General features: G+C 71.8%; 23 protein-coding genes and 1 pseudogene. 12 read left to right on the forward strand and 12 right to left on the reverse strand.

The window, feature by feature from the left end:
• The first annotated feature begins 163 nt into the window (after positions 1-163).
• Positions 164-568 carry a VOC family protein gene (locus ACZ4V1_RS31220; RefSeq protein WP_468342897.1) on the forward strand — a complete coding sequence of 135 codons (405 nt, stop codon included), beginning with the start codon at positions 164-166 and terminating at the stop codon, positions 566-568.
• A 48-nt stretch (positions 569-616) separates the two neighbouring features.
• Positions 617-1,696, forward strand: coding sequence for an adenosine deaminase (locus tag ACZ4V1_RS31225; RefSeq protein ID WP_468342900.1), 1,080 nt, complete (start codon positions 617-619; stop codon positions 1,694-1,696).
• Here the strand turns inward: ACZ4V1_RS31225 and ACZ4V1_RS31230 are convergent.
• Both ACZ4V1_RS31230 and ACZ4V1_RS31235 read right to left on the reverse strand, forming a co-directional pair.
• A complete protein-coding gene (locus ACZ4V1_RS31230) occupies positions 1,678-2,193 on the reverse strand; it encodes a mycothiol transferase (RefSeq protein WP_468342903.1) in 516 nt (171 codons plus the stop codon). The two genes, ACZ4V1_RS31225 and ACZ4V1_RS31230, sit on opposite strands and share 19 nt — an antisense overlap.
• 49 nt (positions 2,194-2,242) lie before the next feature.
• A complete protein-coding gene (locus tag ACZ4V1_RS31235) occupies positions 2,243-3,127 on the reverse strand; it encodes a LysR family transcriptional regulator (RefSeq protein WP_468342906.1) in 885 nt (294 codons plus the stop codon).
• Between the two features lie 129 nt (positions 3,128-3,256).
• Between ACZ4V1_RS31235 and mgrA the strand changes: the two genes are divergently transcribed.
• Positions 3,257-4,249 carry an L-glyceraldehyde 3-phosphate reductase gene (gene mgrA, locus ACZ4V1_RS31240; RefSeq protein WP_468342909.1) on the forward strand — a complete coding sequence of 331 codons (993 nt, stop codon included), beginning with the start codon at positions 3,257-3,259 and terminating at the stop codon, positions 4,247-4,249.
• A gap of 131 nt (positions 4,250-4,380) precedes the next feature.
• Here mgrA and ACZ4V1_RS31245 read toward each other — a convergent pair whose 3' ends face one another.
• Positions 4,381-4,761, reverse strand: a complete 381-nt coding sequence (locus ACZ4V1_RS31245) for a nuclear transport factor 2 family protein (protein WP_468342912.1) — start codon at positions 4,759-4,761, stop codon at positions 4,381-4,383.
• 357 nt (positions 4,762-5,118) lie between these two features.
• On the opposite strand from ACZ4V1_RS31245, the gene ACZ4V1_RS31250 reads away from it, so the two are divergent.
• Positions 5,119-5,529, forward strand: a complete 411-nt coding sequence (locus ACZ4V1_RS31250) for a hypothetical protein (protein WP_468342915.1) — start codon at positions 5,119-5,121, stop codon at positions 5,527-5,529.
• 100 nt (positions 5,530-5,629) lie between these two features.
• On the opposite strand, the gene ACZ4V1_RS31255 is transcribed toward ACZ4V1_RS31250, so the two are convergent.
• From ACZ4V1_RS31255 to ACZ4V1_RS31265, 3 genes are all read right to left on the reverse strand, one after another.
• A complete protein-coding gene (locus ACZ4V1_RS31255; RefSeq protein ID WP_468342917.1) occupies positions 5,630-6,916 on the reverse strand; it encodes a streptophobe family protein in 1,287 nt (428 codons plus the stop codon).
• A 207-nt stretch (positions 6,917-7,123) separates the two neighbouring features.
• Positions 7,124-7,570 (reverse strand): PRC-barrel domain-containing protein, encoded by a 447-nt coding sequence (locus ACZ4V1_RS31260; RefSeq protein ID WP_468342920.1) that lies wholly within the window; start codon positions 7,568-7,570, stop codon positions 7,124-7,126.
• Positions 7,567-8,151, reverse strand: a complete 585-nt coding sequence (locus ACZ4V1_RS31265) for a PRC-barrel domain-containing protein (RefSeq protein WP_468342923.1) — start codon at positions 8,149-8,151, stop codon at positions 7,567-7,569. Before ACZ4V1_RS31265 ends, ACZ4V1_RS31260 begins: the two co-directional genes overlap by 4 nt.
• Positions 8,152-8,308: 157 nt before the next feature.
• On the opposite strand from ACZ4V1_RS31265, the gene ACZ4V1_RS31270 reads away from it, so the two are divergent.
• Positions 8,309-8,764 (forward strand): ATP-binding protein, encoded by a 456-nt coding sequence (locus ACZ4V1_RS31270; RefSeq protein ID WP_468343062.1) that lies wholly within the window; start codon positions 8,309-8,311, stop codon positions 8,762-8,764.
• A gap of 49 nt (positions 8,765-8,813) precedes the next feature.
• Here ACZ4V1_RS31270 and ACZ4V1_RS31275 read toward each other — a convergent pair whose 3' ends face one another.
• A complete protein-coding gene (locus ACZ4V1_RS31275; RefSeq protein ID WP_468343065.1) occupies positions 8,814-9,701 on the reverse strand; it encodes an RNA polymerase sigma factor SigF in 888 nt (295 codons plus the stop codon).
• 255 nt (positions 9,702-9,956) lie between these two features.
• Between ACZ4V1_RS31275 and ACZ4V1_RS31280 the strand changes: the two genes are divergently transcribed.
• Positions 9,957-10,409, forward strand: a complete 453-nt coding sequence (locus ACZ4V1_RS31280) for a helix-turn-helix domain-containing protein (RefSeq protein WP_468342926.1) — start codon at positions 9,957-9,959, stop codon at positions 10,407-10,409.
• A 51-nt stretch (positions 10,410-10,460) separates the two neighbouring features.
• On the opposite strand, the gene ACZ4V1_RS31285 is transcribed toward ACZ4V1_RS31280, so the two are convergent.
• The gene (locus ACZ4V1_RS31285) at positions 10,461-11,063 is read right to left on the reverse strand and encodes a ClpP family protease (RefSeq protein ID WP_468342928.1); all 603 of its coding nucleotides are present in this window, start codon (positions 11,061-11,063) and stop codon (positions 10,461-10,463) included.
• A 1-nt stretch (position 11,064) separates the two neighbouring features.
• Positions 11,065-11,718 carry an ATP-dependent Clp protease proteolytic subunit gene (locus ACZ4V1_RS31290; RefSeq protein ID WP_468342930.1) on the reverse strand — a complete coding sequence of 218 codons (654 nt, stop codon included), beginning with the start codon at positions 11,716-11,718 and terminating at the stop codon, positions 11,065-11,067.
• Between the two features lie 288 nt (positions 11,719-12,006).
• Between ACZ4V1_RS31290 and ACZ4V1_RS31295 the strand changes: the two genes are divergently transcribed.
• The 5 genes from ACZ4V1_RS31295 to ACZ4V1_RS31315 all read left to right on the forward strand — a co-directional run bounded on the left by ACZ4V1_RS31295 (position 12,007) and on the right by ACZ4V1_RS31315 (position 16,590).
• Positions 12,007-12,489, forward strand: a complete 483-nt coding sequence (locus tag ACZ4V1_RS31295; protein WP_468342932.1) for a VOC family protein — start codon at positions 12,007-12,009, stop codon at positions 12,487-12,489.
• Positions 12,490-12,630: 141 nt separating this feature from the next.
• Positions 12,631-13,428, forward strand: a complete 798-nt coding sequence (locus tag ACZ4V1_RS31300) for a VOC family protein (protein ID WP_468342934.1) — start codon at positions 12,631-12,633, stop codon at positions 13,426-13,428.
• 30 nt (positions 13,429-13,458) lie between these two features.
• The gene (locus ACZ4V1_RS31305; RefSeq protein WP_468342936.1) at positions 13,459-14,160 is read left to right on the forward strand and encodes a ribonuclease H family protein; all 702 of its coding nucleotides are present in this window, start codon (positions 13,459-13,461) and stop codon (positions 14,158-14,160) included.
• Positions 14,161-14,329: 169 nt separating this feature from the next.
• Complete coding sequence (locus ACZ4V1_RS31310) at positions 14,330-15,550, forward strand: FAD-dependent monooxygenase (RefSeq protein ID WP_468343069.1); 1,221 nt, start codon at positions 14,330-14,332, stop codon at positions 15,548-15,550.
• 56 nt (positions 15,551-15,606) lie between these two features.
• Complete coding sequence (locus tag ACZ4V1_RS31315; protein ID WP_468342938.1) at positions 15,607-16,590, forward strand: aldo/keto reductase; 984 nt, start codon at positions 15,607-15,609, stop codon at positions 16,588-16,590.
• Between the two features lie 24 nt (positions 16,591-16,614).
• Here ACZ4V1_RS31315 and ACZ4V1_RS31320 read toward each other — a convergent pair whose 3' ends face one another.
• Positions 16,615-16,962, reverse strand: coding sequence for a hypothetical protein (locus ACZ4V1_RS31320; protein WP_468342940.1), 348 nt, complete (start codon positions 16,960-16,962; stop codon positions 16,615-16,617).
• A gap of 152 nt (positions 16,963-17,114) precedes the next feature.
• On the opposite strand from ACZ4V1_RS31320, the gene ACZ4V1_RS31325 reads away from it, so the two are divergent.
• Positions 17,115-17,618, forward strand: coding sequence for a DUF6328 family protein (locus ACZ4V1_RS31325; protein WP_468342942.1), 504 nt, complete (start codon positions 17,115-17,117; stop codon positions 17,616-17,618).
• 8 nt (positions 17,619-17,626) lie between these two features.
• On the opposite strand, the pseudogene ACZ4V1_RS31330 reads toward ACZ4V1_RS31325, so the two are convergent.
• Together ACZ4V1_RS31330 and ACZ4V1_RS31335 are read right to left on the reverse strand one after the other, a co-directional pair.
• A pseudogene (locus ACZ4V1_RS31330) lies at positions 17,627-18,051 on the reverse strand (SsgA family sporulation/cell division regulator).
• 142 nt (positions 18,052-18,193) lie between these two features.
• The gene (locus ACZ4V1_RS31335; RefSeq protein ID WP_468342944.1) at positions 18,194-19,171 is read right to left on the reverse strand and encodes an LLM class F420-dependent oxidoreductase; all 978 of its coding nucleotides are present in this window, start codon (positions 19,169-19,171) and stop codon (positions 18,194-18,196) included.
• Positions 19,172-19,186 lie beyond the last annotated feature (15 nt).

Genomic DNA, 19,186 nt, shown 5'->3' on the forward strand with positions numbered 1-19,186 from the left:
CACAGCCCACTCAGCATCCGAAAGCTCATGACGACGCACCACGACAAGCATGATCCCTCATCACTTGAGCACCTTTGAAGACGACTCCTAGGACCCGAGACTGGCGCCGCGATGGGTTTTACGTATAACCTCTCCCGTCAATCGCCCGTCCCGAAAGGTCACGATGACACGCATCGCCCTGGTCACCCTCGTCGTCGACGACTACGACGAGGCGATCCGCTTCTACACCGAGGCTCTCGGATTCCGCCTCGCCGAGGACGCGCCGCGGCCCGACGGCTCCCGCTGGGTCGTCGTCGAACCCGGCGGCGCGGCGGGCGCGGCTCAGGGCACCGCCCTGCTGCTGGCCCGCGCCAAGGGGGCGGACCAGCGCTCCCGGATCGGCGACCAGACGGGAGGGCGCGTCGGCTTCTTCCTGTACACCGACGACTTCGCCCGCGACCACGCCCGCATGGCGGCCGCGGGTGTGACCTTCCTGGAGGAGCCCCGGCACGAGCCCTACGGCTCCGTCGCCGTCTTCCGGGACCTGTACGGCAACCGCTGGGACCTGCTTCAGCCCGCCGCCTCCTGACCGCCTCGTCCCCCATCCCCGTACCGACCCGCCGAGGAACGACCGCACATGACATCTACGCGCATAGACGCCGACACCCTCCGCCGCCTCCCCAAGGCGGTCCTGCACGACCACCTCGACGGCGGCCTGCGCCCCGCGACGGTCGTGGAGCTGGCGGAGACCGTCGGCCACACGCTGCCCACCACCGACCCCGACGAGCTGGCCGCCTGGTACTACGAGGCCGCCAACTCCGGCGACCTGGTGCGCTACATCGCCACCTTCGAGCACACCCTCGCCGTGATGCAGAACCGCGAGGGCCTGCTGCGCACCGCCGAGGAGTACGTTCTCGACCTCGCCGCCGACGGAGTCGTCTACGGCGAGGTCCGCTACGCCCCCGAGCTGATGACGGGCGGCGGTCTGGCCCTCGCCGAGGTCGTCGAGACCGTCCAGGAGGGGCTGGCCGCCGGTATGGCCAAGGCGGCGGCAGCGGGCACCCCGGTGCGCGTCGGCACCCTGCTGTGCGGGATGCGGATGTTCGACCGCACCCGCGAGACCGCCGACCTCACGGTCGCCTTCCGGGACGCCGGTGTCGTCGGCTTCGACATCGCGGGCGCCGAGGACGGCTTCCCGCCCGCCGACCACCTCGACGCCTTCGAGTACCTGCGCCGCGAGAACGTGCCCTTCACCATCCACGCCGGCGAGGCGCACGGGCTGCCCAGCATCCACCAGGCCCTCCAGGTGTGCGGGGCCCAGCGCATCGGCCACGGCGTGCGCATCACCGACGACATCCCGGACCTCGCGGCGGGCAAGCTCGGCCGCCTCGCCGGCTGGGTCCGCGACCGCCGGATCGCCCTGGAGATGTGCCCGACCTCCAACCTCCAGACCGGCGCCGCCACCTCGATCGCCGAACACCCCATCACCGCGCTCAAGGACCTCGGCTTCCGCGTCACCCTCAACACCGACAACCGACTCGTCTCGGGTACGACGATGACCCGTGAGATGTCCCTGCTGGTCGAGCAGGCGGGCTGGTCGGCTGAGGACCTGCGCACGGTCACGGTGAACGCGGTGAAGAGCGCCTTCCTCCCCTTCGACGAGCGCAGGGCCCTGATCGAGGACGTGGTCCTGCCGGGCTACGCCTCGGCGCTCTGAACGAGCCCGCGCACATAGGCGGCCTGTCCGACGTGCTGGAGATCGTCGGACAGGACGCTGACCAGCCGGGCGCCGAGGGTGACCGGCGGATCCCAGTTCTCGTCCACGATCCGCTCCAGGTCCCCCGCGGTCAGGGAGCGCAGGGCACCGAGCGTCCGCTCGTGCACGGCGTCGTAGTACCCGGTCAGCAGGCCGGCCGAGTCGACCCGCACCTTCGCGACCTTCGCGGGGCTGTGGCCGTACCCGGTGTCGTGGCGGGGCAGGCCGAGGCCGAAGCGTTTCTCCCACTCGTCGGTCAGCCACACCTGGTCCAGCCCGAAGGCGTCCGCGACGTGGTCGTCCTGGACCCGGGTGAGGTGCCAGACCAGCCAGGCGACGGGGTTGGCGTCGTCGGCGGGGCGGGCGTTCAGGCCGTCGGGACGCAGGCCCTCGACGGCGGCGTGGACTTCTTCCTGGATGCGGCCGTAGCCCTCGATGAGGATGTCCTTCGCATGCATGCGTCCACCATCGCGCACTCCGCCGTCACCCGCTTCCCGTTTCCAGCCGTCACCCGCTTCCCGTTTCCAGCAGACCCATCAGTGCCCGCGCCGCCGGGCTGGTGGCCTGGGCCGGCGGCAGCAGCGCGATGGTCTCGTACGCCGTGTCGTCGGAGTCCTTCAGCGGCAGCGAGGCGAGGGAGGCCCGCTTGTGCCGGAAATGGCGCGGCACCACCGCGATGCCGAGGTTCTCGTCGAGCAGGTCCAGCAGGCCGTGCACGTCGTTCACCTCCAGCGCGACGGTCCGCCGTACGCCCGCCTCGGCGAAGGCGGTGTCGGTGACGCGGCGCGGGCCCCAGTCCGGGTGGAAGTCGACGAAGACCTCGTCGGCGAGATCGCGCGGGGTCAGCACCGCGCCCACCGTCGCCAGACGGTGGGCGGGATGGCACAGCACCGTCATCGGCTCACCGGCCAGCGAGACCGACCGCAGCTGGTCCGTGTCCGCCTGCGTCCGGTAGGCGAAGGCCAGGTCGAGCCGCCCGGCCGCGACCTCCTCCGCCAGCTCGCCCGAGCCCGCCTGCCGCAGCCGGATCTCCACGTCCGGATGCTCCCGGCGGAACGCGGCCAGCAGCCCCGCCACCGGCACCCCGGCGATGCACTGCTCGGTGCCCAGCGACAGCGTGCCGCGCAGCACGCCCTGCACCGCGGCGACCGCCTCGTGCGCCGACCGCACCTGCGCGAGGATCCGCTGCGCCTCGCCCAGCAGCGCCCGCCCGGCCTCCGTCAGCGTCACCCGGCGGGTCGTGCGCACGAACAGGGGCGCCCGCAGCTCCCGCTCCAGGGCCCGGATGGACGCCGACAGGCCGGACTGCGAGACCATCAGCCGTTCGGCCGCCCGGGTGAAGTGCTGGTCCTCGGCGACCGCCACGAAGTGCTGGAGATGACGCAGTTCCATGCCTGAGAAGCGTAGCCGCACAATTCCATCGGATTCTTCTGTTGGACCACTGCCCGCAGGTCACGACAGAGTGGGACGCGGTTCCGCACAAGCCCCGTACCCCCGGGTGCCAACCCCTCTGGAGTCGCGTTGTACACCGCACACCCCGACCGCTACGCGGACATGCCCTACCGGCGCACCGGACGCAGCGGCCTGAAACTCCCCGCGCTCTCGCTCGGCCTGTGGCACAACTTCGGCCCGGACCGTCCCGTCGAGACCCAGCGCGCCATCCTGCGCCGCGCCTTCGACCTCGGCGTCACCCACTTCGACCTCGCCAACAACTACGGCCCGCCGCCCGGCTCCGCCGAGTCCGCGCTCGGCGAGGCGCTCAAGGCCGACTTCGCGCCGTACCGCGACGAGCTGGTCGTCTCCACCAAGGCCGGCTACCTGATGTGGCCCGGCCCGTACGGCGAGTGGGGCTCGCGCAAGTACCTGCTGTCCTCCCTCGACCAGAGCCTGACCCGGATGGGCCTGGACTACGTCGACGTCTTCTACTCGCACCGCCCCGACCCGGAGACTCCGCTGGAGGAGACGATGGGTGCCCTGCACACGGCGGTGCGGCAGGGCAAGGCGCTCTACGTCGGTGTCTCCAACTACTCCCCGGAGCAGACCCGCGAGGCCGCCCGCATCCTCGCCGAGCTGGGCACCCCGCTGCTGATCCACCAGCCGCGCTACTCCATGCTCGACCGACGCCCCGAGACCAGCGGCCTCCTGGCCGCCCTCGACGAGCTCCAGGTCGGCTCCATCGCCTACTCCCCGCTGGAGCAGGGCCTGCTGACCGGCCGCTACCTCGACGGCATCCCGGAGGACTCGCGCGCCGCGAGCGACAGCCCCTTCCTGAACTCCGACGCGGTCACCGAGGAACTGGTCGGCAAGCTGCGCGCCCTGGACGAGATCGCGAAGTCCCGCGGTCAGTCGCTGGCCCAGATGGCCCTGGCGTGGGTGCTGCGCGAGGGCCGGGTGACCTCCGCCCTGGTCGGCGCGAGCAGCCCGCGGCAGCTGGAGGACAGCGTCTCGGCCATCGGGAACCTCGATTTCGCTGCCGACGAACTGGCCGGGATCGACAAGATCGTCACCCGGTAGGACGCACACCGACGATCCCGGAGGCGGGCCACCGCCCCCGGGATCGTCGGCGTACGCGGGCGTTAGGCGTACGCGGGCGCCGGGGACGACGCGGAGGGTGGGTGGAACGCGGGACGGAATCCCGGCTGGCGTCACGCCCCCTCGGGCACCCGGTCCAGGAAGCCGAACACGGCCCGGATCCGGTCCTCGCCGTCCAGCGTGACCACGTCGGACCCGGCCACGGGCGCCGACCCGTCGGCCTCGCTCACCAGTTCCCAGGAGAAGCGGGCCGTGTCGTGGTGGCCGTCCACGGCACCTGACAGCCGGAAGGCGAAACCGGGGAACTGCTCGTGCGCCGCCGCGATGACGGCCGCGATCTGCTCGTGGCCACGGACGTCGGCGAGGGGGTCGGTGTAGCCGCCGTCATTGGTCCAGGCCGCCGCAACCGCCTTGGCGCGGGCGTCCGGCCCCGCGTTCCAGGCCTCGAAGTAGCGGGCGACGGCGTCCTCGTAGCGGCGAGTGGGTGCGGACATGGCGATCGGGCCTCCATGGGAGTGGTATGTGCTGGTCAGGTACCGGATGCCGGTTGCGGCGACCCGGTACCGCAACCATGCCCGCGCCCGTCGGCCCCGTCGATTACCCCTGGGGTCATGTGTACGGCGCGCCTCGGGTCGCGAGGGCCGGGGCGAGCGTCGCAGCGTTTCAGCCATCAACTGCCGTGAATATGCCAGGAGACTGGCCGGAAATTCATGGTGACAGTGATTCAGCACTGAACATACTCACCACTAGGGCGCCTCACACCATGCGACAGCGCCCTCACGCACAGCACGCGAACCACACGGACGCCATGTCCGACCGGCAGGCGGGCCGGGCGATGGGGGAGGGGAGCAGTGCACGACGAGTTTCTGTGCCATGTCACCGCCTACGGTGTCTGTGACGGCCGACGCATCGGTGTACCCCTGGGAACCTACCGGGCTCCCACCCTCGCCCTGGCCCTGTGGTGGCTGCGTGACCGCGCGTCCTGGATCGCGGAGCGGCTGGATCCGCAGCCCGACCACCCTCACTTACCGCGCGGCGCCCTGACTCCGGTCGCCGACGACGCCCCCGACGTGCCGCGCGTCCTGCGCACCTGGTGCGCCGACGACGTACAACAGGAGCTGGTCGCCGACGAGTTGGCAGCGGGACGCCTGGTGCGCGTCGCCACCAGCGACGACACCACCGAGTACGAGCTGATGGCCGAGTCCGTGGACGCGCTGCGGATGCAGCGGGCCTCGCCGCCCCTCGTCGTCCCCGTCGCCTGAGCAGCGCCAGCGCCTCCGGCGGCCCCCTGGTGCCTGTCCGGCGGATCACGCCGCGGACGAGGTGCCGTCGCTTTCCCGCGCCCCGCTCCGCCGGGCAGCCCTAGGACCGGGCAGGGGCCCGGCCGGCGCCCCGTCGGCCCACCCACCGCGCGAGCAACGCGCCGAGGAACCCGGTGACCAGCCCCCACAGCAGCGCGAGACCGACCGCGCCCCACAGACGCGGCCGCAGGAAGAGCCGCCCGGACAGCCCGCCGTCGAGGTCGCCGATGCCCAGCACCGACAGGCCGTAGTGCGCGGAGATCCGGCCGACGAGACCGATCATGAGGACCGTGAGGGCCAGCGCCACGGCCATGTGCACGGCGTGCAGCCACACCGGCATCCCGGCCGGAGAGCGGTACGCGAGGAGGAAACCGGCCGCCAGGAGCAGGACCGCCGCGACGGCCAGGAGCCACCACCACCGTCCGTCGTGCTCGGTGAGGGTGCCCAGGTTGAGGGCCGAGACGTCCGGCGTGCGCAGTACCTCGTCGAGAACGTGCGGCATCGGCAGCCCGAACGGCCCCTCCACGCGCCCGTCCCAGGTGGCACCGAGGCCGATCGTGAGCGCGAGCCACGCCAGGTTCGGCAGACCGAGCAGCAGGACGGCGAAGGTGTCCGCCGGATGTCCTCGCGTCGCGGCGACCACCAGCCCGACCACGACGCCGAGGACGACGTACGCCAGCAGCAGGCAGACCATCGTGTACGCCGCCGGCCGCACCGACGCCCGCCGGCGCAGCAGCCGTCCGGGCAGCGGTGCCCCGCGCGAGACCAGCAGGGCCAGCACCAGCACACCCGCCAGCCACAGCAGCCCGAAGAGGACGGTCAGCGGCACGTCCGTGGTGAAACCGACCCTCGGGGTGACGCCGAACAGGTCGCCGAGGTCGTCCAGGACGCCTTCCCCGAGGGAAACCTCGAAGGTCTGCCGCGCGGCGAACGCCAGCCCCAGCAGGGCGAGCAGCCACAGGACGGCGATCCGCCCGGCCCAGCCGGCCAGCTCCGGTACACCGGTCACGGCCCGGCGACGCAGCGGCCGCAGGAAGCCCCGGGCGACCACCAGCGCGCCGGTCAGCGTGACGGACAGTGGGAGCACGGTCAGCCCCGCGTCGGTGTCGGCGAACCCGCCGGCGTTTCCGGACAGCTCCAGCGCGCCGCCGACGGCGGTGACGACGGTCGCCGTGACGACCCGGGGGAAGGCGTTGTCGGGCAGGTCGGTCGCACCGGCCGCCCACAGGCCGAGCGCGGCCACGACACCCATGGCGACCAGCCCGGCCAGCACCGTGCCCAGGGCCTGGACCCAGCCGTGCGAGGCGACTGCCCGGCCCGCCGGGCCGGAGGGGGTTCGCGAGCTCACGCTGCCACGCTAAGCAGCCCGCACCGGGCGCGCCCGCCGACAGGGCCGTCCGCGCCAACCGGCGCGCACGACCGGACTCGGGCGGTACGGCCCGCGGCGGTGTCCGGCCGGGCGGTGAGGCCTCCGGCTCCACCCGGCCCGGGCGGTTCGGTCTGTGGTCGTGGTAGGCCGGGGCGGGGGCCGCTCGTCGTTCGGTGGGCTCGTCGCTCAGGTCGGCCGGATGACGAGGGCGTGGTCGCCCAGCCCGAGCAGGTGGTCGGCCGGTACTTCGCCACGGGTGGTGAAGACCGCGAGGACGCGGCCGGTCACCGGATCGAACGCCGCGTCGAGCACCGTGCCGTGCTCGGTGCCCGCATCGGTCAGGACCCGGTGGCCCAGCAGGTCGTGATGGGGCGGAACCGTGTCCGTGTCCGAGGCGGAGGCGGAGGCGGAGGCGGAGGCCGAGGCGGAACGGACCCGGACGGCGTCCGGGCCGAGCGCGTGCACCGTGTCCCAGGGCAGGGCCGTCTCCCTGCGGAAGCGGCCGCCACGGAGCCGGACATGGCTCACCGCGCCGGACGCGATGTCGACGGTCAGGGACGTCACGGTGCCGATTGGCCCGGCCCCGCCCGGCGGCATCACCGGGAGCCCCCGTACCTCGGTGAACAGCATCACGGCAGCGAGCCCTTCCAGTGCCCGGGTACACCACCGACCAGGGCGGTGAAGCCCGGCAGGTCGTCCGCGACGTGCCGGACCGCGTCCGCGGGCAGGACGAGCGCCCGGCCGGCGACCGTGAGGGTCTCACCACGCGGCACGTACACCCGGCGCCGGTGCCGGGTCGGGCCGGGTGCGAACCCTCGGCTCGCCGCCACCCGGAAGCCGACGACCCGCCCGCCGGTGCCGCCCTCCACCACGACGTCGAGCACCGTGCCGACCTCGGTGCCCGACTCGGTCAGCACCCTGGCCCCCAGCATCCGGGACCGCAGGTTGTGCTGGTGCACCATCATGGCCGTGGCGCTCACCAGTCCCCGCCGGTCGCGGATCATCACCGCGTCGTGGCCCAGCGCGTGCACGGCCGACCAGGGCAGACCCTCCTTCAACGGGCCGGACAGCAGCCCCCGCCCGGTCAGGGTGAAACCGGTGATCCGGCTCGCGGCGGCGTCGCATACGGTGTCCTTGACGTGGGCGACGGCGTCGCCGCCGAGGGTGACCACCGGCCGGGTGGTGAGGCTTCGTGCGGTCATCAGTTCGTTCATCGCACACCCTTCCCGAACCCTCGAGTGCCCCGCGCCACTGTGACGATGCCCGCAGTACGAAGACACGGGGACTGCGAGGCCGGGCTCGGGGTACGAGGACAGGTACAGCAGTGTCCGGCCAGTCCGGCTTCCGAGAGAGAAACGCATGACCGAGGACCTGACCGAGTACCTGGACGGGGCAGTGATACCGACCGGTTTCGACGTACCCGTTGAACCGCTGAGGCGGGCGGCACACTACTCCGGTGAGCCGGGATGTATAGCGGAGGCCCGTTCCTTCGCCTCGCTCTTCCTCGACCAGCTGAGGACCGAGTGGTGCGCCGCCGTCGGCCCGCGCGCCGACGGCGCCGTGCTGCTGGTGGTGAGCGAGCTGATCACCAACGCCGACCGCCACAGCAAGGGGCCCTACATCCTGGAACTGGAGGGCACGGGCACCTCGGTGGCGGTGACCGTCTACGACAGCAGCGCCGCGGCGCCGCAGCGCTACCCCCGTGACCCCGAGCGCGTCGGCCGGCACGGCCTGGAGATCGTCCACGCCCTGGCGAACGTGGTCGTCGTCGAACGCGTGCCGGTCGGCAAGCGGGTGCGAGCCGTGGTGCCCCTCACCGAAGCGTGAACGTGCCGCCCCACTCCTGAGCATGGGGCGACACCCGCGTCCTCGTCCCTCAGGCGCAGCCCAGCTCGCCCAGCATGCCCTCGCGCAGCCGGGTGATGATCCGCTTGATCAGCCGGGACACGTGCATCTGCGAGCAGCCGAGCTGTTCGCCGATCTCCGCCTGGGTGGCCTCCTCCACGAACCGCATGTGGATGATCTGCCGGTCGCGTTCACTGAGCTCGGCCATCAGCGGGGCGAGCGAATGGAAGTCCTCGACGAGCCGCAGCCCGTCCTCCTCCACCCCGATGAAGTCGGCCAGTACCGACTCGCCGTTCTCGGGCCCGTCCCCGGTCAGTGCCGCGTCCAGCGAGGAGGAGTTGTAGCCGTTGGACGCGATCTGCCCCTCGACCACCTCGTTCTCGCTGATGTTCATCAGCGTGGCGAGTTCGGCGACGGTGGGCTCGCGGTCCAGGCGGGAGGAGAGTTCCTCGCGGGCCTTGGCCAGCTCCACGCGCAGCTCCTGGAGGCGCCGCGGCACGTGCACCGCCCAGGTGGTGTCACGGAAGAAGCGCTTGATCTCGCCGACGATGTACGGCAGCGCGAAGGAGGTGAACTCGACCTCGCGCGACAGCTCGAACCGGTCGATGGCCTTGATCAGGCCGATCATGCCGGTCTGGACCACGTCCTCCATGTCGTCCCCGCGACCGCGGAAGCGGCCGGCCGCGAACCGTACGAGCGACATGTTCATCTCGATCAGCGTGTTGCGCGCGTACTGGTACTCGTATGTGCCCTCTTCGAGTTCCGTCAGGCGCTGGAAGAACTGGCGGGACAGCTGCCGCGCGTCACGCGGCGCCACGGTGCGGGGGTCCACGACACCCGGCAGTGATCCGTCGCCCGTCCTGCTTCCGGCGGCCTTTTCGACGACCTGCGCTTCCGGCCGGATCACGGCGGTCTCCATTACCTCTCCCACGAAAGTCACGGTTCGACGTCTCCCTAGGTTCTTCCCGCTTGCGGGTACCCGGGCCGCGACGGCACATGCCCCCCGTGTTCACGGGTGGCGAGAAATCGGTGCCGCTGCGTCATCGCGGGGTGTTTTGTCCCTCCTCAGGGTAGCCCCGTGCGCGGCGACCGGCACCCGGTGGTTCCCTCCGGTTTCCCTCTGGGCGGAATGCCGGGCCCTTCCGTCGCGCGGCGGGACTCCTAGGCTGAGGAGGTGACCAGCCACGTGCCGAACGAAGCCCGCGTCATTCCCCTGCGCCCGCAGCCGCGCCCGCGGAGCCGCCCGCAGACCGCGCGCCCGGGAGAGCGTCCCGTCGTCTCGCCGGTTCCGCCGGAGCACAGGCCGCCCGCCGTCAGAGAACCGCTGTGGCGCGATCTGGTCGGCGACGTCCTGCGGCGTGAACGCCTCGCCCAGGAGCGCACGCTGAAGGAGGTGGCGGAGGCCGCCCGGATCTCCATGCCGTACCTGTCGGAGGTGGAGCGCGGCCGCAAGGAGGCGTCATCGGAGGTGCTGGCCGCCGCCGCGGGCGCCCTCGGACTGGGACTGGGCGACCTTCTGGCGCGGGCCCAAGGGGAACTGGTCCGCCTCACCTCCCGGCACACCGGCGCCGGCCGGGGCCACGGTGCGTCCGGTGCGCGGTACGACGGGATGTGCCTGGCCGCCTGACCGCCGGCCCGGGCCGGCGCCTCGCGGACGGCGAGCCGCCGGCCCGGCTCCTCACACCCGCACCAGGCGCCGGCTGAGTACCTCGTCGGCCAGCCCGTAGGCCACGGCCTCCTCGGCGGTGAACACCTTGTCGCGGTCCATGTCCGCGCGCAGCGTCGCGACGTCGTGCCGCGTGTGGCGGGCCAGCACCTCCTCGACCTGGGAGCGGATCCGCACCATCTCCTTGGCCTGCAGCGCCAGATCGGAGACCGTGCCCTGCCGTCCGCCGCTGGCCGGCTGTCCGAGCAGCACCCGCGCGTGCTCCAGCACGAACCGACGCCCCGCGTCGCCGCCCGCCAGCAGCACGGCCGCCGTGGAGGCGGCCTGCCCGACGCAGAAGGTCGAGATCGGTGCCTGTACGAACGTCATGGTGTCGTAGATCGCCATGAGCGACGTGAACGAGCCGCCGGGGGAGTTGATGTAGACCGCGATCTCGCTCTCCGGGGCCGACGACTCCAGATGGAGGAGTTGCGCGATGACGACGTTGGCCACGCCGTCGTCGATCTCGGTTCCCAGGAAGATGATCCGCTCCGACAGCAGCCGGCTGAACACGTCGTAGGACCGCTCGCCCTGCGGGGTCCGCTCGACGACGTTCGGAATCGTGTAGCTCCCCATGTCACAGCCCCATCCGTCGCCTGGTGGCGGCCGGGCGCACGTCCGCGAGGGACTGGACGACCTGGTCCACCATTCCGTACTCCCTGGCCTCCTCGGCCGTGAACCAGCGGTCCCGGTCGCCGTCCCGGGAGATGGTCTCCGGGCTCTGACCGGTGTGCTCGGCGGTGATCCGCTCGATGGTCCGCTTGGTGAACTCCAGGTTGTCGGCCTGGATCTCGATGTCGGCGGTGGTCCCGCCGATGCCCGCCGACGGCTGGTGCATCATGACCCGCGCGTTCGGCAGGGCGTAGCGCTTGCCCGTGGCGCCGACGCTCAGCAGGAACTGCCCCATGCTGGCGGCGAACCCCATGGCGAGCGTCGAGACGTCGTTGGGGACCAGCCGCATCGTGTCGTAGATGGCGAGTCCCGCGTGCACGGAGCCGCCGGGGCTGTTGATGTACAGGCTGATGTCGGTGCGGGGGTCCTCCGCGGACAGGATCAGCAACTGGGCGCAGACCCGGTTCGCGGAGACCTCGTCGACCTGGGTGCCCAGCAGCACGATCCGCTGCGCGAGCAACTGCGCGGCCAGATGGTCGTCGAACCGGGTCGCAGGGGTGTCGCCCTCCTGGGCCCGGGGCGGCGCGGCCGGGGCCGGGCCGGCGATGAGTGGAGACATCGGCGCTCCTTGTCGAGTCGTCGGGGGAGTCGTACGCGGCCGGTGGCGCCGCGGTTCCTCCACTCTCGGCCCGCTCCGGTGCCCGGCGGGGCTTTCTCTGCCCGTGGCAGATTCGCCACGGGCAGAGCGCTCGGCGGCCGCGGTCTCGGCGGCCGTCGGCGTCTTCGCGGCTGGACGGGAGAGCCCCGCGGAGCAGAACCGCCCGGACCGGATTCCCGCACGACCGATGAGTTCTCCGGCTCGCTCCGGTCGACAGTGGTGACCGTGTTCCACGCCCAGGAGGTACTCATGAGCACCGACGGATTCACCACGTGTCTCTGGTTCGACGGCCAGGCGGAGGAGGCCGCGCACTTCTACGTCTCCCTCTTCAAGGACTCCGGCATCGGCGCCGTCACCCGCTACCCGGAGGGAGCGCACAAGCCCGCCGGCACCGTGCTCACCGTCGACTTCACGGCCAACGGCCAGAAGTTCGTCGCCCTCAACGGCGGCCCGGAGTTCACGTTCAACGAGGCGATCTCCTTCCAGATCACCTGTGACGACCAGGAAGAGGTCGACCACTACTGGGACAGGCTCACCGAGGGCGGCGGCCAGGAGGGCCCCTGCGGCTGGCTCAAGGACAGGTTCGGCGTGTCCTGGCAGGTCGTCCCGAGCAGGCTCGAGGAGATGTTCCGCGACCCTGACCCCGTGAAGGCGGGACGCGCCAACCAGGCCATGATGTCGATGCACAAGCTCGACATCGCCGCGCTGGAGAAGGCGTACGCCGGCGAGTGAAGGCCGGTCGGCGCGCGCGGTGCGGAGGGCGTGACTAGCGTGAGGACCGGGCCGTCATCGTCGTCGTCACATCACCATCCCCATCACCATCACCATCCGGACCACTCACCGGACCATTGATCCGTACGGGAGGCGGCAGCCATGGCCGTGCAACCTGAAGGAACCCCCTGCTGGGCCGATGCCATGTTCGGCGACATCGAGGGAGCCAAGCGCTTCTACGGCGACGTCCTCGGCTGGACCTTCGGCGAGTCGTCGTCGGAGTACGGCAACTACACCCAGTGCTACGCGAACGGCAAGGCGGTCGCCGCCGTGGTCCCGCCCATGTCCGGCCAGGAGGGCCACTCGCAGTGGTGCCTCTACTTCGCGTCCGCCGACGCCGCGGCGACCGCCGCGCGGATCCGCGCGGCGGGCGGTGAGGTGCTGATGGAGCCGATGCGGGTCGGCGACTTCGGCACCATGTGCCTGGCCCGGGATCCGGGCGGCGTGGTCTTCGGCCTCTGGCAGGCCGGCACCCACGAGGGGTTCGAGGCCGTGGCCGAGCCCGGCGCGTACTGCTGGGCCGAGGTCTTCGCCCGCGAACCCGTGAAGTCGGACGCCTTCTTCCCCGCGGTCTTCTCCTACACGGCGAAGCAGATGGAGGACGACGGGGCGGACTTCCGCCTCTTCGACCTGGGCGATGACACCGTCCTCGGCCGCATGGCCATGACGGACGACTTCCCGCCCGAGGTGCCGCCCTACATCAACGTCTACTTCACCGTCGCCGACTGCGACGAGGCCGTGGCCCGCGCCACCGGGCTCGGCGGCGTCCTGCGGTTCGGGCCGATGGACACCCCCTTCGGCCGGTTCGCGGCGCTGAGCGACCCGCAGGGCGCGAACTTCTCGGTGATCGACATCACGAAGACCGAAGGGGCGATGCCCAAGGTCACGGACGTCTCCTGACCCTGTCCCGGCCCTCCGCCGCGCCATGGCATGATCGGGCGCATGCGTGAACGTGTTGTGGCCGCGTGCGACGGGGCTTCGAAGGGAAACCCGGGTCCGGCCGGCTGGGCCTGGGTGGTGGCCGACGCGTCGGAGAGCCCGGTCCGCTGGGAAGCGGGGCCGCTCGGCAGGGCCACCAACAACCTCGCCGAACTCACGGCGCTGGAGCGCCTGCTGGCGTCGACCGACCCGGACGTGCCGCTCGAGGTCCGCATGGACTCGCAGTACGCCATGAAGGCCGTCACCACCTGGCTGCCCGGCTGGAAGCGCAACGGCTGGAAGACGGCCGCCGGCAAACCGGTCGCCAACCGGGAACTGGTCGTGCGCATCGACGAACTGCTCGACGGCCGCTCGGTCGAGTTCCGCTACGTGCCGGCCCACCAGGTCGACGGCGACCGGCTCAACGACTTCGCCGACCGCGCCGCCAGCCAGGCCGCCGTCGTCCAGGAGCCCGCGGGCAGCGGCCTCGGCTCACCGGAGCCGCCGCCCGCACCGGACGTCCCGGCGGCGAAGAAGGCACCGCGTCGAGGTCCCGGCACGGCCCGTAAGGGCGGCAACGCCTCGGCACGCACCATCAAGGCCAAGTTCCCCGGGCGCTGCCTGTGCGGCCGTTCGTACGCGGCAGGGGAGTCCATCGCCAAGAACGACCAAGGATGGGGCCACCCGGAGTGCCGCACGGCGGCGGCCGGCTAGAGACCGTCCGACGATTCCCGTAGTCGCCTAGTCGCCCGAGGCAGGCGGGAATCGTCGGACCGGCCCTGGCACGCGGCGGCCCGCGAAGGGCGGGTCGCACGCCGCCGCACCCCTCTCTTGCTACTCTGCGCAGTCATATGACCGCTTTGAGTGTATTTCAGGGGTGAATGTGAAGGTCGCCTGTGTCGGTGGCGGGCCCGCCGGCCTGTATCTGTCGATCCTGCTGAAGCGGCAGGACCCCTCCCACGACGTCACCGTGTACGAACGCGACCCCGAGGGTTCCACCTACGGCTGGGGCGTGACCTACTGGCGCGGACTGCTCGACCGGCTTCACGAGCACGACCCCGAGTCCGCGCGCGCCGTCGAGGAGCACTCCGTGCGCTGGCGGGACGGCGTCGCCCACGTGGCCGGCCGGGGCGCCGCCCGGCACCGCGGCGACGAGGGCTTCGGCATCGGCCGGCACCGGCTCCTGGAGATCCTCGCCGCCCGCGCCCGCTCCCTCGGCGTGCGTCTGGAGTTCGAATGCGAGATCATCGCCGCCGACCCGCCCGCCGCCGACCTCGTGGTCGCGGCCGACGGCGTGGGCAGCGCCCTGCGCACCCGCCACGCCGATCACTTCGGCACCGAGGTCCGAGCGGGGCGCAACCACTACGTCTGGCTCGGCACCACCAAGGTCTTCGACGCCTTCACCTTCGCCTTCACCGAGACCGACCACGGCTGGATCTGGGCGTACGGCTACGGCTTCGGCCCCGAGGGCAGCACCTGCGTCGTCGAGTGCGCGCCCGGGACCTGGACCGGTCTGGGGCTGGACCGGGCCGACGAGGCCGAAGGGCTGGTCCTGCTGGAGAAACTCTTCGCCGACGTCCTGGACGGCCACCCGCTCTCCGGCCGGTCCGGAGCCGGCCCCGGCGCCCCGTGGCTGACCTTCCGCACCCTGACCAACCGCACCTGGTCCCGGGACAACCTGGTCCTGCTCGGCGACGCCGCCCACACCACGCACTACTCCGTCGGTGCCGGCACCACGCTGGCCCTGGAGGACGCCATGGCACTGTCCGCCGCACTGCGTGAGCGGTCAGCCCTCCCGGACGCCCTCGCCCACTACGAGCGGGAACGCAGGACGGCCCTGCTGCCGTTGCAGAGCGCGGCCCGCTACAGCGCCCAGTGGTACGAGAACCTGCCCCGCTACATCCAGCTGCCGCCAAAACGGATGTTCGCCCTGCTCGGCCAGCGCCACTCGCCCCTGCTGCCGTACGTCCCGCCCCAGCTGTACTACCGCCTCGACCGGGCGGCCGGGCGACTGGAGGGGCTGCGCCGGCTCAAGCGCTGGCTGGGACCCAGGGTCGCGCGGACGGTGCAGGCGCGGAACCTGGCCGCGCGCGACCGGAGGTGACCGGGCGGGGCCGTCCCGGCGCGGTACGGGATCACTCCGGATGACAGACTGGCGGCATGGACGAGCGCACTTTCGACAGGTCGCAACAGCACGCCTCGGTGGTCGGCCTCGGCACCTGGCAACTCGGTGCCGACTGGGGAGACGTGGACGACAAGGAAGCCCTCAGGGTGCTGGAGGCCGCGGCCGAGTCGGGGGTGACCTTCTTCGACACGGCCGACGTCTACGGCGACGGCCGCAGCGAGGAGACCATCGCCACGTTCCTGCGCGGCAGGCCCGACCTGCACGTGCTGGTCGCCACCAAGATGGGCCGCCGGGTCGAGCAGATCCCGCAGAACTACGTGCTCGACAACTTCCGGGAGTGGAACGACCGCTCCCGCCGCAATCTCGGCGTCGACGTCGTCGACCTGGTGCAGCTGCACTGCCCGCCGACCCCCGTCTACTCCAGTGACGAGGTGTTCGACGCCCTGGACACCATGGTCGAGGAGGAGCGCATCGCCGCGTACGGCGTCAGCGTGGAGACCTGTGAGGAGGCACTGACCGCGATCGCCCGGCCGAACGTCGCCAGCGTGCAGATCATCCTCAACCCGTTCCGGATGAAGCCCCTGCGCGAGGTCCTCCCCGCCGCCCGGGAGGCGGGCGTCGGCATCATCGCCCGGGTGCCCCTGGCCTCCGGTCTGCTGTCCGGCAAGTACACCCGGGACACGGTCTTCGCCGCGAACGACCACCGCAGCTTCAACCGGCACGGCGAGGCCTTCGACCAGGGTGAGACCTTCTCCGGCGTCGACTTCGCCACGGGCGTCGAAGCCGCCGCCGAGTTCGCCGCGCTCGCCCCCGAGGGATACACCTCCGCCCAGCTGGCACTGCGCTGGATCATCCAGCAGCCCGGTGTGACCACCGTGATCCCCGGTGCCCGTTCGCCCGAGCAGGCCCGCGCCAACACGGACGCCGCCCGGCTGTCGGAGCCGGCCGAGGACACGCTCGCGGCGATCCGCGACCTCTACGACCGGCGCATCAAGGAGCAGGTCGAGGGCCGCTGGTAGGCGGTACCCCGGTACCCCCGGTCGTCACGGCACCAGGAGCAGCTGCCGTTCCCGCTCCTGGTCGCCGGCGGCCGCGCCTTCGTCCCGCGTGGTGAACGCGCGGGACAGCGTCTCGCTCGCCGCCTCGACGGCCTGGGGTGTGCCCTGAACGGTGACCGCCACCGGCGCGGACAGCGGGGTGCCCGCCGCTCGCGGCGCCGAGGAAGCCTCCACAGTGGCCGGGGAGTCGAAGGTCGCGGTGCGCACGGTCGCCCGCTCGTCGGCCGGGATGCCGTCGGGCGCGCCGAAGACACCCTCCAGCGCGCGGACGATCGCCCGCGCGTCGTCGATGCCGCCACCGCTGAGCGTCACGGTGAGCTGAGTGTCGGACATCCTTCGCCTTCCTCCTGGGCCAGTGCCGGTCCCGGCCCGTGTAACCGTCCGCTGATCGCTCAAACCGGATGCCGCCGCCCCGTCACGGCGCCTGAGCGCGGGGAACCCGGGAAGAGGGAAGGGAACGCAGGCCGCGGTAACCGGGAGGAACAGTGACGGAAAAGGACGGGACGGCGAACTCGGACCGGCGCAGGGGGCGCGACGAGACCGAGGAGGAGCGGGCGGACCGGATGTGGACGGACCTGATCCAGGAGGTCCGCGTCGCGCAGATGGGCGTGCAGATCCTGTTCGCCTTCCTGCTGACCGTCGTTTTCACCCCGAAGTACGACGACCTCTCGGACACGAACCAGACGATCTACCTGGTGACGGTGGTCCTGGGGGCCGTGACGACCGGCGCCCTCATCGGACCGGTGTCCCTGCACCGCATAGTCTCCGGACGGCGCGTGAAACCCCAGGCCGTGCGGTGGGCCTCCCGGCTGACCCTGCTCGGCCTGGTGCTGCTGCTCGCCACGATGGCGGCCTCGCTCCTGCTGATCCTGCGGGTGGCCACCGACGACGGCTTCGTGCCGTACCTCGTCACCGGCGTGGTGCTGTGGTACCTCGTGTGCTGGTTCGGGATTCCCCTGTGGACCCGGCACCGCCACACCTCACGCTGACGCCCGGCTCAGCCCTCCGCCATGAGCTCCGCGAGGAAGTCGTCGACACGGACCCGCTCCCTCCCCGGCCGGACCACGGCATGGGTCTCGCGCAGGAAGGCCTCCACGGCCGCGGCCCACACGAAGACCACGGCGCGGTGGCGTTCCCCGTCGGGCCGGGCGTCGCCCAGCAGCTCGATGCGCAGCTCGTCCCACAGGCCCCGCGACTCGGGGCGCAGCCGGACGTCGCCCACGCCGACGGACGGGTGAGCCCCTCGCCCACCATCTCCCGGTCCAGCGTCCAGCGGGCGAGGACGCGGCCGTCATGGCTGAACACCACGGTGAGCGCGAAGGGGTCCGCCGCCTCGTAAGCGAAGTGGGCCAGCACGGGGAAGCGGTCGGCGTCGCCCGCCTGGAGCTGCACCACCAGGGTCTTGTGCACGACGGTGTTCACGGGGCCCTCCAGGGGAGACGGACGTAGAGCCCTCTAGTACCCCGCCCGACCGCAAGATGCTCACGCGGACGGGTGATTCGCCCGGGCCGGGTTTCGAACGCGGCGTGCAGGACGCGCCCGGGACGTGCTCAGGACGACGTGCTCAGGACCGTCCCAGCGCCTCGCGCAGTGCGGGCAGCAGGGTCTTCTCCGACCAGTCCAGGAAGGCGGGTTGCGACTCGCCGCCGATCTGCACCAGGGCGATCTCGGTGAACCCGGCCTCGGCGTACGGGCGTACGGCCGCCACGAAGGAGTCCGGGTCGTCGCCGCAGGGGATGGACTCGGCGACGTCGTCGGGGGTCACGAACTGGGTGGCCGCCTCGAACGAATCCGGGTGCGGCAGTTCGGAGTTGACCTTCCAGCCGCTGCCGAACCAGCGGAACTGCGCGTGGGCGCGCTTGATCGCCGTGTCCCGGTCCGGATCGTAGGACACCGGCAGCTGGCCCACGCGCGGCTTGCCCGCGCCGCCGTGCCGGTCGAAGGCCTCCAGCAGCCCCGGCTTGGGCTCGGTGGCGATCAACAGGTCGGCGTGCTCGCCCGCGAGCGCGCAGGAGCGCTCCCCCGAGACGGCGATCCCGATGGGCGGCGGGCTGTCCGGCAGGTCCCACAACCGGGCCGACTCCACGTCGAAGTGCGTGCCGCGACGGTTCACATGGCCGCCCTCGAACAGTGCCCGGATGATCTCCACGGCCTCCTCGAGCATCTCGTGCCGCACGTCCACGGACGGCCAGCCGCCGCCCACCACGTGTTCGTTGAGGTTCTCGCCCGAGCCGAGCCCCAGCCGGAACCGGCCCTCGGACAGCAACTGCAGCGTCGCCGCCTTCTGCGCGACCACCGCCGGGTGGTAGCGGAACGTCGGACACGTCACGTAGGTCATCAGCGGGATGCGGGAGGTCGCCTGCGCCGCGGCCCCCAGCACGCTCCACGCGTACGGCGAGTGGCCCTGCGAGCGCAGCCACGGGAAGTAGTGGTCCGAGGTGACCGAGAAGTCGAACCCCGCCTCTTCGGCCCGCACCACATGGCCGACGAGCTCACGCGGGCCGGCCTGCTCGGTCATCATCGTGTAGCCGATTTGCACCATAACGGGCGAGTCCCC

The sequence above is a fragment of the Streptomyces sp. NPDC028991 genome (assembly GCF_055564775.1).

Coding starts and splice junctions, on each gene's coding strand:
- ACZ4V1_RS31230 (WP_468342903.1), bottom strand. CDS start 2,193: ATGCATGCGAAGGACATCCTCATCGAGGGCTACGGCCGCATCCAGGAA.
- ACZ4V1_RS31285 (WP_468342928.1), bottom strand. CDS start 11,063: ATGGGGAGCTACACGATTCCGAACGTCGTCGAGCGGACCCCGCAGGGC.
- ACZ4V1_RS31235 (WP_468342906.1), bottom strand. CDS start 3,127: ATGGAACTGCGTCATCTCCAGCACTTCGTGGCGGTCGCCGAGGACCAG.
- ACZ4V1_RS31300 (WP_468342934.1), top strand. CDS start 12,631: ATGGCCGTGCAACCTGAAGGAACCCCCTGCTGGGCCGATGCCATGTTC.
- ACZ4V1_RS31265 (WP_468342923.1), bottom strand. CDS start 8,151: ATGAACGAACTGATGACCGCACGAAGCCTCACCACCCGGCCGGTGGTC.
- ACZ4V1_RS31295 (WP_468342932.1), top strand. CDS start 12,007: ATGAGCACCGACGGATTCACCACGTGTCTCTGGTTCGACGGCCAGGCG.
- ACZ4V1_RS31245 (WP_468342912.1), bottom strand. CDS start 4,761: ATGTCCGCACCCACTCGCCGCTACGAGGACGCCGTCGCCCGCTACTTC.
- ACZ4V1_RS31305 (WP_468342936.1), top strand. CDS start 13,459: ATGATCGGGCGCATGCGTGAACGTGTTGTGGCCGCGTGCGACGGGGCT.
- ACZ4V1_RS31320 (WP_468342940.1), bottom strand. CDS start 16,962: ATGTCCGACACTCAGCTCACCGTGACGCTCAGCGGTGGCGGCATCGAC.
- ACZ4V1_RS31290 (WP_468342930.1), bottom strand. CDS start 11,718: ATGTCTCCACTCATCGCCGGCCCGGCCCCGGCCGCGCCGCCCCGGGCC.
- ACZ4V1_RS31220 (WP_468342897.1), top strand. CDS start 164: ATGACACGCATCGCCCTGGTCACCCTCGTCGTCGACGACTACGACGAG.
- ACZ4V1_RS31275 (WP_468343065.1), bottom strand. CDS start 9,701: ATGGAGACCGCCGTGATCCGGCCGGAAGCGCAGGTCGTCGAAAAGGCC.
- ACZ4V1_RS31315 (WP_468342938.1), top strand. CDS start 15,607: ATGGACGAGCGCACTTTCGACAGGTCGCAACAGCACGCCTCGGTGGTC.
- ACZ4V1_RS31225 (WP_468342900.1), top strand. CDS start 617: ATGACATCTACGCGCATAGACGCCGACACCCTCCGCCGCCTCCCCAAG.
- ACZ4V1_RS31335 (WP_468342944.1), bottom strand. CDS start 19,171: ATGGTGCAAATCGGCTACACGATGATGACCGAGCAGGCCGGCCCGCGT.